This window comes from Streptomyces sp. NPDC088246, assembly GCF_044741025.1.
GTDB lineage: Bacteria > Actinomycetota > Actinomycetes > Streptomycetales > Streptomycetaceae > Streptomyces.
Genome location: NZ_JBIURV010000009.1, coordinates 90,390 through 104,923 on the forward strand (window position 1 = coordinate 90,390; position 14,534 = coordinate 104,923).

Annotated in this window: 15 protein-coding genes; 5 read left to right on the forward strand and 10 right to left on the reverse strand. The window is 69.7% G+C overall.

What is annotated here, in order from left to right; genetic code table 11:
• Positions 1-31: 31 nt before the first annotated feature.
• Positions 32-709 (reverse strand): endonuclease V, encoded by a 678-nt coding sequence (locus ACIPEK_RS14995; protein WP_401995463.1) that lies wholly within the window; start codon positions 707-709, stop codon positions 32-34.
• A 112-nt stretch (positions 710-821) separates the two neighbouring features.
• Between ACIPEK_RS14995 and ACIPEK_RS15000 the strand changes: the two genes are divergently transcribed.
• Complete coding sequence (locus ACIPEK_RS15000) at positions 822-1,121, forward strand: YciI family protein (protein ID WP_401995466.1); 300 nt, start codon at positions 822-824, stop codon at positions 1,119-1,121.
• A gap of 100 nt (positions 1,122-1,221) precedes the next feature.
• On the opposite strand, the gene ACIPEK_RS15005 is transcribed toward ACIPEK_RS15000, so the two are convergent.
• Positions 1,222-2,322, reverse strand: a complete 1,101-nt coding sequence (locus ACIPEK_RS15005; protein ID WP_401995469.1) for a WD40/YVTN/BNR-like repeat-containing protein — start codon at positions 2,320-2,322, stop codon at positions 1,222-1,224.
• 184 nt (positions 2,323-2,506) lie between these two features.
• Between ACIPEK_RS15005 and ACIPEK_RS15010 the strand changes: the two genes are divergently transcribed.
• The 3 genes from ACIPEK_RS15010 to ACIPEK_RS15020 all read left to right on the forward strand — a co-directional run bounded on the left by ACIPEK_RS15010 (position 2,507) and on the right by ACIPEK_RS15020 (position 6,832).
• Positions 2,507-2,923, forward strand: a complete 417-nt coding sequence (locus tag ACIPEK_RS15010; protein WP_383848488.1) for an SsgA family sporulation/cell division regulator — start codon at positions 2,507-2,509, stop codon at positions 2,921-2,923.
• A 404-nt stretch (positions 2,924-3,327) separates the two neighbouring features.
• Positions 3,328-5,619, forward strand: coding sequence for an ATP-binding cassette domain-containing protein (locus ACIPEK_RS15015; protein ID WP_401995472.1), 2,292 nt, complete (start codon positions 3,328-3,330; stop codon positions 5,617-5,619).
• A gap of 238 nt (positions 5,620-5,857) precedes the next feature.
• The gene (locus ACIPEK_RS15020; RefSeq protein WP_401995475.1) at positions 5,858-6,832 is read left to right on the forward strand and encodes an acyl-ACP desaturase; all 975 of its coding nucleotides are present in this window, start codon (positions 5,858-5,860) and stop codon (positions 6,830-6,832) included.
• A 122-nt stretch (positions 6,833-6,954) separates the two neighbouring features.
• On the opposite strand, the gene ACIPEK_RS15025 is transcribed toward ACIPEK_RS15020, so the two are convergent.
• The 3 genes from ACIPEK_RS15025 to ACIPEK_RS15035 form a co-directional block, all read right to left on the reverse strand.
• The gene (locus ACIPEK_RS15025) at positions 6,955-7,455 is read right to left on the reverse strand and encodes a tetratricopeptide repeat protein (RefSeq protein WP_401995478.1); all 501 of its coding nucleotides are present in this window, start codon (positions 7,453-7,455) and stop codon (positions 6,955-6,957) included.
• Between the two features lie 113 nt (positions 7,456-7,568).
• A complete protein-coding gene (locus ACIPEK_RS15030; protein WP_383072897.1) occupies positions 7,569-7,823 on the reverse strand; it encodes a WhiB family transcriptional regulator in 255 nt (84 codons plus the stop codon).
• Between the two features lie 73 nt (positions 7,824-7,896).
• Positions 7,897-8,697, reverse strand: coding sequence for a VOC family protein (locus tag ACIPEK_RS15035; protein ID WP_401995481.1), 801 nt, complete (start codon positions 8,695-8,697; stop codon positions 7,897-7,899).
• Positions 8,698-9,018: 321 nt separating this feature from the next.
• On the opposite strand from ACIPEK_RS15035, the gene ACIPEK_RS15040 reads away from it, so the two are divergent.
• Complete coding sequence (locus ACIPEK_RS15040; protein ID WP_401995484.1) at positions 9,019-9,885, forward strand: hypothetical protein; 867 nt, start codon at positions 9,019-9,021, stop codon at positions 9,883-9,885.
• Positions 9,886-9,948: 63 nt separating this feature from the next.
• Here the strand turns inward: ACIPEK_RS15040 and ACIPEK_RS15045 are convergent, their stop codons facing one another.
• Genes ACIPEK_RS15045 through ACIPEK_RS15065 form a run of 5 tightly spaced genes read right to left on the reverse strand, consistent with a single transcriptional unit; the run spans position 9,949 to position 14,516 of the window.
• Positions 9,949-11,022 carry an LLM class flavin-dependent oxidoreductase gene (locus ACIPEK_RS15045; protein WP_401995487.1) on the reverse strand — a complete coding sequence of 358 codons (1,074 nt, stop codon included), beginning with the start codon at positions 11,020-11,022 and terminating at the stop codon, positions 9,949-9,951.
• A 1-nt stretch (position 11,023) separates the two neighbouring features.
• Complete coding sequence (locus tag ACIPEK_RS15050) at positions 11,024-11,911, reverse strand: ABC transporter substrate-binding protein (RefSeq protein ID WP_401995490.1); 888 nt, start codon at positions 11,909-11,911, stop codon at positions 11,024-11,026.
• Positions 11,912-12,670 carry an ABC transporter ATP-binding protein gene (locus ACIPEK_RS15055; protein WP_401995493.1) on the reverse strand — a complete coding sequence of 253 codons (759 nt, stop codon included), beginning with the start codon at positions 12,668-12,670 and terminating at the stop codon, positions 11,912-11,914.
• The gene (locus ACIPEK_RS15060; protein WP_383072892.1) at positions 12,667-13,497 is read right to left on the reverse strand and encodes an ABC transporter permease; all 831 of its coding nucleotides are present in this window, start codon (positions 13,495-13,497) and stop codon (positions 12,667-12,669) included. The genes ACIPEK_RS15055 and ACIPEK_RS15060 overlap by 4 nt, the downstream gene beginning before the upstream one ends.
• Positions 13,494-14,516: an NrtA/SsuA/CpmA family ABC transporter substrate-binding protein gene (locus tag ACIPEK_RS15065; protein ID WP_401995496.1), complete on the reverse strand. Its 1,023-nt coding sequence runs from the start codon at positions 14,514-14,516 to the stop codon at positions 13,494-13,496. The genes ACIPEK_RS15060 and ACIPEK_RS15065 overlap by 4 nt, the downstream gene beginning before the upstream one ends.
• Positions 14,517-14,534: the final 18 nt, after the last annotated feature.

A 14,534-nucleotide genomic window follows, 5' to 3' on the forward strand; every position in this document is an offset into this window, starting at 1 on the left:
CACGATCGACGGGCGTTATCCGTACACATACTCAGGCGGTCGCTTCCCGCAGGGCCTGACGGCAGAGCGCGTCGGCCCTGCGGGTGGTCTCCGGCTGACGGAAGTCGCGGGCCAGCAGCAGGGTATGGGCGCAGGCGTTGTCCAGGCCGGTCCGGTGCCCGACGGAGACGAAGACCGGCTTGATGCCGTCCTGGGTCCGCAGCGCCCGGCCCACCTCCTCCTCGCCGTCGAGCAGCGGCGACCAGTCGCCCCGGCGGGGGCCCGGCTGCTCGTACGAGAAGGTGAACGGGTTCTTGGCGACGCCGATCACTGGCAGTCCGGTGAGTACCCCGAGGTGACTGGCGAGTCCGAAGCGGCGCGGGTGCGCCAGGCCGTAGCCGTCACAGACCACGAGTCCGGGGTCGGTCGGCAGGGATTCCAGCGCGGCCAGCACGGTCGGGATCTCCCGGAAGGCAAGGAGTCCGGGGATGTACGGGAAGGTGACCCGGCCGACGGCAGTGGCCTCGGCGACCACGTCGAGCGTCGCCTCGTCGAGGACGACCGCTGCCGCCACGACGACATCGCGCTCGTCGTCATAGGCGACGTCGACCCCCGTGACCCGGCCGGTGCCGGACGGCGGGCCGGGTTCGTCGAGCACCACCCGGGGGCGCAGGGCGTCCTGAAGGGCTCGGGCTTCGGCCTCGTCGGCGGGCATCGGGAGCGTTGTCATAGTGCTGACAAGTTTAGGCAACGGGCGCGGCGGGCGGCTCGGCAGCGGGCCGGTCGGGACTTCGCGGACACGGCCCGGGGCCGGCGCGCCCTCGTCCCGTAGCCTGGAGATCATGTTCGTACTCGAGTTGACCTACACCGCGCCCGTCGAGCGTGTCGACGCGCTGCTGCAGGACCATGTCGCCTGGCTGGACGCGCAGTACGCGGCCGGGGTGTTCATCGCGTCGGGCCGCAAGAACCCGCGCGACGGCGGGGTGATCCTGGCCGTCGGGGACGACCACGCGCAGATCGAGAAGATCGCGGCGGAGGATCCGTTCACGGCACAGGGCGTGTGCACATACCGGATCACGGAGTTCATCGCGACGAAGACCTCGGACGAACTCGCCCCGTACCGGCAGCAGTTGCCCGGGTAGCGGGTATTCGCAACCCGGGTACCCGGACACCGCTCCTCGATCGCCGGACGGGCCGGAGCGGCGATCCTCCCGACCCTGATCCGATGGGCGCCTCTCCTGACTAGAACCCCGCGCGTGCCACTCGTCCACTCTCGCCCGCGGCCCAGCAGCCGCCGTCCGGTGTGCAGTCGACCGTGTCGTACGACCCCGTTTCGACCGTGCGCCAGGTGCGGCCGCCGTCCACGGTGAGGTCCGTGCCGGTCGGCCCGACCGCCAGCGCACCCGACCTGCTGTGCGGGAGCCAGGCGACGCCCGAGCGGTAGGCGGCCGGCGGGGTGGCGGACTGCTGCCAGCTGCGGCCGGCATTGCCCGTCACCGCCGCAGCGTTCGGTGACGGCAGGCCGGCCCGGTAGTCGCCGCCGACCGCGATGCCGTGGTGGCGGTCGCGGAAAGCCAGGCCGAAGACGCCGCGTGCCGGGTCGCCGGCCGGGATCGTGGATTCGGTCGCGGTCCAGGTCAGCCCTCGGTCGGCGGAATGCAGCACCCGTGCCGTGGCGGCGCCCCCGGTCGCCAGCCAGACATCCTCGGAACCCGATGCGACCAGGCACTGACCGCTGGCGGCGAACCCCGCCTCACCGGCCTGGGCTTCCGGCATGCCCGCGCTGGGCAGCACCCGCCAGCTCCGGCCGCCGTCAGCGGTCGACAGGATGCGGTACTTCCCGTCGACGGGATCGCTCATCGCGAGTCCGTGCCGGCTGTCGAAGAAGGTGAGGCAGTCGTAGAAGGCGCGGGCATCGGTGTTACGGAACGACTCCGTCCAGGTCGCTCCCCCGTCGTCCGTACGGAACACCCTGGAGGCCTCGCCCTCCCCGATGGCCAGTACCACCGCACGCCGGGCGTCAAATGCCTCGATGTCACGGAACTCCAGCGCCTCCTGAGCCGCACCGGGCGGTGACACATCGCGCCAGTGACGGCCGCCGTCCGAGGTGCGCAGCACCGTGCCCTTCGAACCCGCGACCCAGACGGTGCGACGGTTGACGGCGGCGAGGCCGCGGAAGCGGGCGTCGGTCCCTGTCTCGGTGAGCGTCCAGGCCGGCCGTTCGCCGGGCCGGTGCCGCTCCCCCGGCGCAGCCGCGGCTGCCGGTGTGGCCAGTGTTGCGGTCAGCGCCGCCGCACAGAGCCCCCATGACATCAGTCGTCTCGTCTTCCCCTTGACCCTCATGGCGCTGGAAGCTAGCCCACGAGCTGTGCTGCGTCCAGGGTGCACCGGCGGTGAGTGGGCACTCGATCGGCGTGGCGGCGTGCGGTGATACAGCTCACGCCATCTTCCGATGCACGGATGAGGGAGTTTGGTCGTCTCCATCAGTGCCGGGAGCCGTTCATCTGGCCGAGAAAGGGAGCAGGTCTTGTCCACCGTTATCGAGCAGTCCGTGCAGGCCCGCATGGTCGCATCCGCACCGCGGATGGAGACCCTTCCCGCCACCCTGCAGTACGACCGGAGGGACCCGTTCGCCGTACGCATGGCGTTCCCCGCGACGGCAACCCTGGAGGGCACCGATGTCTCCTGGGAGTTCTCCCGCGAGTTGCTCGCGGCGGGAGTGGACGCGGCCGCCGGTGTCGGGGACGTGCGCATCAGGCCGTTCGGATATGACCGCACGGTCCTGGAGTTCCATGCCACCGAGGGAATCGCGATGGTGCACGTCCGCACCGCGGAGCTGCGCCGTTTCCTCGAGCGGGCGCAGGAACTGGTGCCGGCCGGCGACGAGCACCGCTTCCTGGATCTCGACCGGAGCCTGACCGATCTGCTCGGCGGGGCCTGCTGACGGCACGTCGGGCGGGAGGCGATTTCGTACGGCGCAGGTGGCACTGCTGCCCGGCAGGAGTTGAGTGACATCACGGCCGAGGAGGGACGCGCGGGAGTGTGATCGGTGGGGGACGAGGTCGGTGCGGGGTCACCGGTGGAGTAAGGCCCAGGCCTTGCAGCCGCCGGACGAGGTCAGCGCGGGGGTCAGTCCCCAGTCCCCGCCGTGCGGATCGACCGCGGCTGCCGGCAGCCACATGCTCCGCCCGGCCCGGCCGTGCACCGCGCCCCCGTGCGCGTCCGCTCCGAGTACGCCGACAGCCCTGAGCGCTCCGCCGACGGGGGCCGGCCAGGCCCCGCAGTAGATCCCGATCGCCCGGAAAATCCAGACAGAAGCTGTCCGGTATCGCGGTTAGCTTCGGCGGCATGGATCGGAACACGGACCGGAGCATCGTCATCACCGGGGCACGCGCGAACAATCTGCGTGATGTCTCCCTCACCGTCCCCAAGGGGCGGATCACCGTCTTCACCGGAGTCTCCGGGTCGGGCAAGTCGTCGATCGTCTTCGACACCATCGCCGTGGAATCGCAGCGGCAGCTGAATGAGACCTTCACCTGGTTCATCCGGAACAGGCTGCCGAAGTACGAACGGCCCCATGCCGACGTCATCGACGACCTCTCCGTGGCAATCGTCGTCGACCAGAAGCCGCTGGGCGGCAATGCCCGCTCCACCGTCGGCACGATGACCGATATCTGGTCCGTGATCCGGGTGCTGTTCTCGCGGTACGGGACGCCGAGTGCGGGCCCGGCGACCTCGTACTCCTTCAACGACCCCGGCGGGATGTGCCCGGAGTGCGACGGCGTGGGGCGCACGGTCCGCCTCGACATCGACCGGGCGATCGACGTCACGAAGTCGCTCAACGAGGGTGCACTGCTGCTGCCGGGGCTCTCGGTGGGCAGCTGGGAGTGGCAGCTGTACGCCGGTTCGGGACGCTTCGACAACGACAAGCCGCTCGCGGAGTTCACCGAGGAAGAGCTCCAGCTCCTGCTGTACGGCGGCGGGTTCACCGTCCGGCTGGAGCTGAAGTCGACCTCTGCGGACATGCGGTTCGAGGGGATCGCCGAGCGGTTCACCCGGCTCTTCCTCAATCGGGACACCGAGGCGCTCTCCGAGCGGCGGCGCGAGGCCGCCCGGCGTTTCACGACCGAGTCGGTGTGCGCGTCCTGCGGCGGCGCCCGGCTGAACGCGGCCGCGCTGGCCACCCGTATCGACGGGCTCTCCGTGGCCGACTACGGCAGGATGGAGGTGGCCGATCTGGTGGGCGTCCTGGCCGGGATCGACGATCCGGTGGCCGGTCCGATCGCCTCGGCCGCCCGCGAACGGGTGGAGCGCCTGGTGGGCATCGGGCTCGGCTATCTCAGCCTGGACCGGGAGACCACCACGCTGTCGGGCGGCGAGGGGCAGCGACTCAAGATGGTCCGGCATCTGGGCAGTTCACTGACCGGGCTGACGTTCATCTTCGACGAGCCGAGCGTGGGCCTGCATCCGCGTGATGTCAGCAGGCTGAACGATCTTCTGGTACGGCTGCGCGACCGGGGCAACACCGTCATCGTCGTCGAGCACGACCCGGATGTGATGGCTGTCGCGGACCACATCGTCGACATGGGCCCGAGAGCGGGCACCGACGGCGGACATGTCGTGTTCGAAGGCCCGGTGGACCGGTTGCGCGAGGCGGACACCCTCACCGGCCGGTGCCTGCGCCACCGGACACCGCTCAAGGAGACCTTCCGCTCCCCCACCGGACGGCTGCCGGTGACGGACGCCGCGCTGCACAACCTCAAGGGCGTGGACGTGGCGTTCCCCGAAGGTGTGCTGACGGTCGTGACCGGGGTGGCCGGATCCGGCAAGTCGACGCTGGTCTCCCGGGTGTTCACGGCGGCGTACCCGGACGCGGTGGTCATCGACCAGGGGGCGATCACCGCGTCGTCCCGCTCCACGCCGGCCTCGTACCTCGGAGCACTGGACTCCATCCGCAAGGTCTTCGCCAGTCAGAACGGCGTCGAGCCCGGCCTGTTCAGTTTCAACTCCTCCGGGGCGTGCGGGCATTGCTCGGGCCGCGGCATCATTTTCACCGATCTCGCATTCATGGACCCGGTGACCACCACCTGCCAGGTGTGCGAGGGGCGGCGCTTCCAGGACCACGTGCTGAAGCACCGGGTGGGCGGCGCGTCGATCGTCGACGTACTGGAGATGACGGCCGCTCAGGCGGCCGAGCTCTTCGACGACCGGGCACTGCTGCGGAAGCTGCACACGCTCGACGACGTCGGCCTGACCTATCTGACACTGGGGCAACCGCTCAGCACGCTCTCCGGCGGCGAGCGCCAGCGCATCAAGCTCGCCACCAGGCTGCACCGGACGGGCAGCGTGTACGTCCTGGACGAGCCGACCACCGGACTGCACATGGCGGATACCGGCACGCTCGTCGACCTGCTGGACCGGCTGGTAGACGCGGGCAACAGTGTGATCTGCGTGGAGCACAACCTCGAGGTGCTCAAGCGCGCGGACTGGGTGGTCGACCTCGGCCCCGAGGGCGGCAGAAACGGCGGCGAGCTGGTCTTCGAGGGGACCCCGGCGGCGCTGCTCGGCCATCGCACATCGTTCACGGCCGAGTATCTGCGCCGGGATCTGGCCCTGGAGCGCCCCGGCGCCGGGACTTGAGGGCGATTCTCCGACTCCACAGAGACCGACACGGCCACATATTGGTGGATATGAGGGAGTTCAGTACGCCCGGCAGCCGGGCAGGCCGTCGACCTCCACACCCCCGCGACCTGCGTGCATAACGTTACGTAATCGGGCATCGGAGGGGCGGGCTTGGCGATGGCCTTACTGCCGCTTTAACCTACGGTCTCGTAACCTACGTGTCCGTAGGTAATTCTCCCGTCCCCAGGAGTCCCCCGTGACGATCACCGCTCCCCACCTCGGCAGCCCGAAGGCGTGGACCGACGCCCAGCTGCTGTACGCCCTGGAAGAGGTGGTGGAGAAGGAGCTCAACCGCCATCTCAAGGTCGCCAAGGACTGGATGCCCCACGAGTACGTGCCGTTCTCCGATGGGCGGAACTTCCCCGGCGTCTTCGAGGACGGTGAGGCCTGGCAGGCCGATCAGTCCAAGGTCACCGACATCGGCAAGATCGCGCTGGTCGTGAATCTGCTGACCGAGGACAACCTCCCCAGCTACCACCACGAGATCGCCTCCCTCTTCGGCCGCGACGGCGCGTGGGGCACCTGGGTGCACCGCTGGACCGCGGAGGAGGGACGGCACGGCATCGTGATGCGCGACTATCTGCTCACCTCGCGCGCCGTCGACCCGGACAAGCTGGAGCAGTTCCGGATGGCGCACATGGCGGAGGGCTTCGAGTCCGACAACCGTCACTCGATGCTGCACTCCGTGGCGTACGTCGCCTTCCAGGAGCTGGCCACCCGTGTCTCGCACCGCAACACCGGCCACCAGTCGGGCGACCCGGTCTGCGACCGCATGCTGGCGCGGATCGCGACCGACGAGAACCTGCACATGGTCTTCTACCGCAACCTCCTCGGTGCGGCCTTCGAACTCGCTCCGGACCTGACGATGCAGGCCGTGCGCGATGTCGTCGTCAATTTCCGGATGCCCGGTCACGGCATGCCGGGCTTCGAGCGGGCCGCCGCGCAGATGGCGATCGGCGAGATCTACAACATGCGCATCCACCACGACGACGTGATCCAGCCCGTGCTGCGCTACTTGAAGGTCCTCGACATCGACGGCCTGGGTCCCGACGGCCTGAAGGCGCAGGAGGAGCTGGGCCTGTACATGGGCGGCCTGGACAGCGAGGCGTCGAAGTTCGACGAAAAGCTGGCGGCCCGCAAGGCCCGGGTGGCAGCGCGCGCCCTGGCCTGACGGCCCGCACGGCTGTCATCGGCCGCCGGCCGGGCCACTGCTCCGCAGCCCTGTCCGGCGGCCGAGGGCCTGTCCGACCCCGATCCGCCGGACGGGCCGTGGGGCACAGCGCCCCGCCGGGCTCACATCGTTTCGTGCAAGTCCTGCGCGTAGTGCTCGATCGCCCGTCGATACTGCCGCACATGCGGGTCCTCGCTGGTGGCGGCGAGCAGTCTCAGCAACAGTTGCATGGACTCATGGTGCTCACCGGTGTTGAAGAGCGCCATGGCGAGGAACGTCCGCAGCGCCCCGTCATCGGGGAACCGCTCGACACCGCTGCGCAGGACCTCGACGGCTCTCTCGTACTGTCCGAGCACCCGATGGGTGCTTCCGAGGCCGAGCAGCGCACCCCGGCGGTCCTCCTCCGACAGCCCCGTCCCGTCCAGGCAGCGTTCGTAGAACGGCACGGCCTCGGCTTCCAGACCGAGCACATCGTGGACCCAGGCGGTCTGGTAGGCCACTTCGGCATCGGCGGGGAAGGCGGCGGAGAGGGACAGCAGCTGCTGTCGGGCCTCCTCCGGCCGTCCGTCGGTGCGCAGCCGCACCGCCGCCGCGAGCAGAGCGTTCCTGTCGTGATCATTCATGCGGACATCGTCCCAGGCCGGCAGGGCCCGTCCGGCCGTGGGAGCTCCGGCCCGGACGCGCGGGTGCGGCCGGCGCCCCGGGCGGACCGGATCGTTGCGCGGGCAGGGTGGGTTCAGGCCCGTTCGCGACCGGTTCTGCGCAGCCGGTCCCGCTCCTTCTCGGAGAGGCCGCCCCATACGCCGAAGCGCTCGTCGTTGGCGAGGGCGTACTCCAGGCAGGCCTCGCGCCCTTCGCAGGCGTTGCAGAGCTGCTTGGCCTCACGGGTGGAGCTGCCGGGAGCAGGGAAGAAGAACTCGGGCCCCGCCTGCGCGCACAGCGCTGTCTCCTGCCAGACGAACGCGGGGTCGGACACGGTGTTGATCAGCATGGAAGTCACAGTGCCCGGTCGCGATAAACGACTGATCAACACTTCATCAATGCGGCGCGCCGATGGCTTCCGGTCAGCCTTCCGGCGTCTGCGCGCTCTTGATCAGAGCGAATTCCGCTCCGTCCGGATCGGCGACGTCGGCGAACTTGCCCACGCCCTCCATCTCCATCGGTTCCAGCGTCAGTTTGCCGCCCAGCCGCTCCACGTCCGCGACGGCCGCGTCGCAGTCGTCGACCTCGAAGTAGGGCAGCCAGTGCGGCCCGGCGACCGCTTGTGCCGCAACGGCGTTGAGCGGCACCAGACCGCCGAAGCTCGCGTCCTCGCCGCCGCCCTTGGTCCGGATCACCGTATAGGACCCGCCGCCTCCCGGGAACGGCACCTGCGCGGTCTCCCATCCGAACACGGTGTCGTAGAACGCGGCGGCCGCCGGGACGTCCGGTGTGTACAGCTCGGCCCAGCACAGGGAGCCCGCGACACCCACCACACCGAGGCCCGGATTCTCCTTCGGCTCCCAGATACCGAAGAACGCGCCCGCCCGGTCCTTGAAACCGGCCATCCTGCCGAAGTCCAGGACATCCATCGGGGCAAACGGCACCTCGCCGCCGGCCTGCTCGACCGCTTTCGCCGTGGCGTCGGCGTCCGACGACTGGAAGTACACGGACCATGACGCCTTCGCCTGCTCCTCGGTGACCGTCATCGCGCCCCCGGCCGTCCTACCGTCCAGCATGAACATGCCGTAGCCGCCGGTCTCCGGGCCTCCGGCCAGATACTCCCAGCCGAAGAGACCGGTGTAGAACGCGATGGCCCCGTCGAGGTCGGGCGTGCCCAGATCGATCCAGTCGGGCGCTCCGTTGACAAAACGGGTGGTGAGCATGGTGAGCTCCTTCGATGAGGCCCGTTCTTTCGGTGGCAGGGATCCGTCCTGACGTTCCGAGTCTTGCACCGGGCACCGACAACCGCAGCACGCGGCCTGCGGGCGGGCCGCGCTGCCGTACGCCGTACAACGGCGGCACACGGATGGCGAATATCCGCCGCCGCATTGCGTACGAGCGCCGGCCCCATGGATGATCTCCCCCATGACCACCAGAAAGGCTCATGCCTCGTAGGCGCCCCTTCCTCCGGCCCTCGGCCAACGCGCCGCCGGTCCCTGCGGATGTCCGCAGCCGACCGTTCACGCAATCTGCCGAGGAGCACCATGCAGTCCGTCCGTCTGACCGAGTACGCCCGCATGCCGCGTACATACAGACGACTGCACCTGTTCGACAGCACCGTCGATGCCCACGGCCGCGCACACTGGCTGTTCCGCGAGCGCGCGCCCGGGCCGGGACCGGTCGATCCGTACGACGCCGTGGTCGTCACCGCGGACGATGGCCATGTGTACGAGACCCATCTCAGTGCGGTCCAGCCGCACTGTCCCAAACTGGACGCCCTGCCGGACGGCGGCTTCGTGCTCGCGGATGCCCGCAGCAAGACCGACGAGCAGCATGTGCAGGTCTTCGACGCGCTCGGACGGCCGTCGTGGACGTTCCGGATGGGCGACGGTATCGAGCATCTGCTGGCCGACGTGTCGGGTGATCTGTGGGTTGGCTACTTCGACGAGGGGGTGTACGGGAACGACCCGCTCAGCCACCCAGGTCTGCGGCGCTGGAGCAGCACGGGCGAACCGCTCTGGTCGTTCGGCCCCGGGCCCGGACCGATCGACATGTCCGACTGCGTGGCGCTCAATGTGGACGGCACGACGGCTTGGGCCTGCCCGTACATGCACTACCCACTGATCGAGGTCCGCCCCGACGGCACCGTAAGGGTCCGTACGACGCGGATGAGGGGCGTGCGCGGCATAGCGCTCGATGGCGAGCGCGTGGCGTTCCTGCACGGGGTGGGCACGCTGACGTACGGCCGGATCACTGAGGCGACCGTCGAGCCGGAGCAGGAGTCCGCGCAGCTGGTCCGGCCCGACGGCAGCGCGTTGGCGAACAATGGCACGGTGTGTCGCGGCACGCGTATCCACGTCCGGGAGCGGAAGGGGACGGACTGGTGGGTGCTCGACATCGCCAGGAGCTGACGAAACAGGGCCGATACCGTACGGCGGCCCCCGGCCACCGTACGGAGCATCGGCCGCCGCGTGTCAGCCCTTCACCCCCAGCGCCGGAAGCACCGTCTCCGCCACCCGGTATGCCTCCTCCAGCAGCGGATTGCCGGAGAGGATGAAGGTGTCGACGCCCAGGTCCTCGAACTCCTTGAGGCGTTCGATCACCTGGGCCGTCGAGCCGACGACCGCGGTACCGGGGCCGGGGCGGAAGAGGCTCATGCCCGGCCACATGTTGGGGTGCACCTCCAGCTCCCGTGCGTGCGCGGGGACCTTGCCGCCGTGCTGGCGGAACTGGCGCTGCCAGCCCACCCCGTCCTCTCCTGCACGGTCGCCGAGTTGACGGGCGTACGTCGCGTCGCTCGTGACGTCCAGGAGCCGGTCGGCCGCCGCCCAGGCTTCGTCCTCCGTGTCGCGGACGATGAGGTGCAGGCGCAGTCCGATCCGGAGTGTGCGCCCGTACGCGGCGGCGCGCGCCCTGACCTTCTCCAGTTTCTCCTTGAGCAGGTGCGGCGGTTCGCCCCAGGTCAGGAAGGTGTCGACGTGCTCGGCCGCCATCTCGATACCGGGGTCGGAGGAGCCGCCGAACCAGAGCGGGATGTGCGATTCCTGGACCGGCTTCAGCTCTCTGAAGGAGGCGCCCGCGTTCTTCAGGTCGTAGAAGCGGCCCTTGTGGTCGAAGACCTCACCGGCCGTCAGCCGCTTCACGATCGACCAGTACTCGGCGCTCAGTTCGTACCGCTCGTCGTGCTCCACGTGGAGTCCGTACTCCTGGAGCGACTTGGTCGAGCCGTTGACGACGTTGAAGCGGAGACGGCCGCCGAAGAGGGTGTCGAAGCTGAGGGCCATCTTGGCGAGCAGGGTGGGCGAGATCAGGCCTGGGTGGACGGCCAGCAGGGGCTTGAACCTGGTGCTGGTGGAGGCGGCCAGCGCGCTGCCGAGCGGCCAGACGTCGTACAGGTCGGTGGCGAGCAACGCACCGCTGTAGCCCAGGCGTTCGACCGTACCGGCGAGCTGGGTGAGGTAGCCGAGGTCCACGGGCCGCCGCCCTTCGGGCTCCCAGGGGTAGGCGCCTTCGCGCGGGATGACGTACCAGAGGACTTCGGTCGCCATGTCACGCCGCCTTGTCCGCGGCGGCACCGGCCCGGGCACGGGCGACGGTGACCGGCCGGTCGATGAAGCCGGTGCGGTGGAAGATGTCGGCCGCTTCCTGCTGCTCGGCGATGAAGGCGTCCGTGACGGGCTCGATCTGCCAGGGCAGGGTGCGCAGCGCGGTCTCCCAGTCGTCGGCGGATCCTCCGAGGTCGGCGGCGGCGATCGCGGCCGCCTGGCGGGGATGGGCGGCCGCCCAGTCGTCGGCGCGCTGCAGGGCACGGGTGAGCGCCTCGATGACTTCGGGGCGGTTCTCGGCCAGGTCGCGGCGGGCGAAGAAGACGGAACGGTCGGTGATGACATCGCCGGTACGGACGAGGGTGCGCAGCCCGCCGGTGCGGCGGGCCGCGGCCAGCTGGGCGCCCTGCGCGACCCAGGCGGCGATGGCACCGGTGCGCAGCAGCTCCTCGCTGTCGTCGTTGCCGCGTACGGCGGTGATGTCATCGGCGTAGGAGAGCCCCGCGTCGTCGAGCGCCTTGGCGATCAGATGGGTCTGCCAGGAGCCGATCGCGAGGTGGACGGTGGTGCCCTTGAGGTCCGCGATCGTACGCACGGGGCTGTCCTCGGGGACGAGGAGCGCACCGTGTTCGGGGCGCGGGGCGGAGACGGCGGTGTACACGATGTCGTGCCCGGCGGCCTGGGCGGTGACCGGCGGGGTGGAGCCGGTGCCGCCGAAGTCGATGACGCCCTGGCTGAGGAGTTCGCCGGTGCGGACGCCGTTGGTGTACGGGTGGAAGACGACGCTCTCGCCGAGCGGGGCCAGTTCCTCCTGGGCGAGGCCGAGCCGGGAGAGGTGGTACAGGTGGTAGAGGGACGGGTTGCTGCTGTGCACACCGATGGTGATGGTCATTCAGGTCACTCCGGCTTCGGTACGTTCGGGGGCTGTTGCGGGTTGCTGGGTCGTCTCGACCCCGAGGTCGTCGAGGAGTCGTCGGCGCAGGGCTGCGAACGCGGGGTCGCCGGGGTCGCGCGGCCGGTCGACGGTGACGGGGTCGTCCGTGATGAGCCGGCCGTCGCGCAGGACGGCGACCCGGTCGGCGAGCCGTACCGCCTCGTCGACGTCATGGGTGACGAGGAGGACGGCGGGCCGGTGCTTGCGGCACAGCTCCCCCACCAGGTCCTGCATCTTCAGCCGGGTCAGGGCGTCGAGTGCTGCGAACGGCTCGTCCAGCAGCAGCAGTTCGGGTTCGCGCACCAGGGCGCGGGCGAGCGCGACCCGCTGGGCCTCGCCGCCGGAGAGGGTGGCGGGCCAGGCGTCGGCATGCCGCTCCAGGCCGACTTCGGCCAGGGCACGCAGCCCGTGCTCGGAGCGGTTGCGCGGCAGGGCCACCGTCACATTGGCGAGGACTTTCTTCGACGGTACGAGGCGGGGTTCCTGGAAGACGACAGTACGGGCCTGAGGGACGAGGACCTCTCCCCCGTCGGCGCCGTCGAGTGCGCCCAGGATGCGCAGCAGGGTCGTCTTTCCGCTTCCGCTCGCGCCGAGCAGGGCTACGAACTCGCCCCGTGCGATGTCGAGTCGCAGTCCGTCGAGCACGGCACGGTCGCCGAAGACGCGGCGCAGTCCCCGTACCCGCACCGCAGGTGAATGAGGGGTCCGATCGCTCATCGGGTGGCTCCCTGCGGGGTGCGCCATGGCATCAGCATGCGTTCCAGCAGCCGTACGACGATGTCGGCGGTGAGTCCGAGCAGCCCGTAGATGAGGATGCAGACGGCGAGGATGTCGGTGCGGGCGTAGCTCTGCGCCTGGGACATCAGATAGCCGATGCCGGCCGTAGCGTTGATCTCCTCGGCGGCGATCAGTGCGATGACGCTGAGTGTCATGGAGAGCCGCAGCCCGGCGAGCAGGGACGGCAGGGCTCCGGGAAGGACGACTTCGCGTACGAGAGCGAGCCGGCCCATGCCGAAGCTGCGCATGGCTTCGATGAGCTTCGGGTCGGTGTTGCGCACCCCGCTCGACGTGGACACATACATCGGGAAGGTGGTGGCGACGGCGATGAGCAGGATCTTCGCGGTCTCGTTGATCCCGAACCAGACCATGAACAGGGGCACCAGGGAGAGGAACGGGATGGTGCGCAGGGTCTGGAGGGAGGAGTCGAGGAGTTCGTCGCCCAGGCGCGTGAATCCGGTCGTGATGCCGAGGGTCAGCCCGGCGGCGAGCCCGATGAGGAGGCCGAGTCCGGAGCGGGTGAGGGAGGTGGTGAGCGCGTCGGTCAGCTGCCCATTGCCCCACAACTCCCCGACCGCACGCAGCACTTCGGCGGGCGAGGCGAGTACGTCGGGGGTGAGGAGGCCGGTGGCGGATGCCGCCCACCAGAGTGCGAGGAGGGCGAGGGGGCCAAGCGCCCGGACGGTCATGGAGTAGCTCCGGCTGCGGACCCCCGGCCGTTGGGAGCGTGGCCGGACGAGGCCCGGATGCAGGGTGGTGTCGCTCATTTCAGCTTCTCGATGTCGAGGAGGTGGGCGGCGACGTCGACCTCGGTCGGGGTGACCTTCTGCTCGGCGTAGAAGGCGGCGACGGCCTCGAAGCGCTTGATGTCCTCGGGTCCGATGGGGCGGACCGTGCCGCCCTTGCGGGTGAAGTCGGCCTGGACCTCCTTGGCCTTGCCGGTGACGGCGGTCGGTCCGACGTCGGTGAAGACGTTCAGGTACGCGGCCGGGTTCTGCTTCTCCTTGGCGCCGGCTTCGCGGAGGTACTGGTAGAGCGCCTTCACTACCTTCGGGTGCTGCTCGGCGAAGCCCGTGCGCACGGCGTTGAGGCTGTAGTTGTCGGAGCCGATCGCGGCGCCGTCGGCGACGAAGTGCGCCTTGCCGCTGCCGATTTCGGCAACGGCGTAGGTCGCCCAGACGGACCAGGCGTCGACCTTGCCCGCGTTGAAGACGGCGGCTGTCTGGTCGGGCCGCAGATAGACCCGCTTGACCTTGTCGGCGGGGATACCGGCCTTGGCGAGGGCTTTCAGCAGCAGGTATTCGCCGGTGCCGCCCTGGTTGACGGCGACCTTCCTGCCGACCAGATCGGCGACCGATTCGATGCCGGAGCCGTTCTTGACGAGTATTCCTTCACCCGCCGCGTCCGGGTCGACCGCGGTGAAGAACTTGAAGCCGGGGCGCTGGGCGAGCGAGGTGATGCCGGAGGTGATGGAGCCGGTGGCGATGTCGAGCTGGTCGGCGTTCATCGCCTGGGCGGCCGGGGCGAACGGCCCGGCGCTGCCGGTCCACCGCACCTTGGCGCCGGCCTTGGCGAGCGCCTTGTCGAGGCTGCCGTCCTTCTTGCCGAGGGCGAGCACACCGGAGTTGCCGGGGTCGGGGATGCGGATGTCCACCGTGCCCTTGGCGCCAAGACCATCACTGCCGCTGTCGGCCTCGGAGGTGCCGCAGGCGGTGAGGGCGAGGAGTGCGGTGATCGTGAGGAGCGCAGGGGCGATGGTCGTACGCAGTGGCCGGGGAAGGTTCATGGTGTCGGGGGTCCTCAT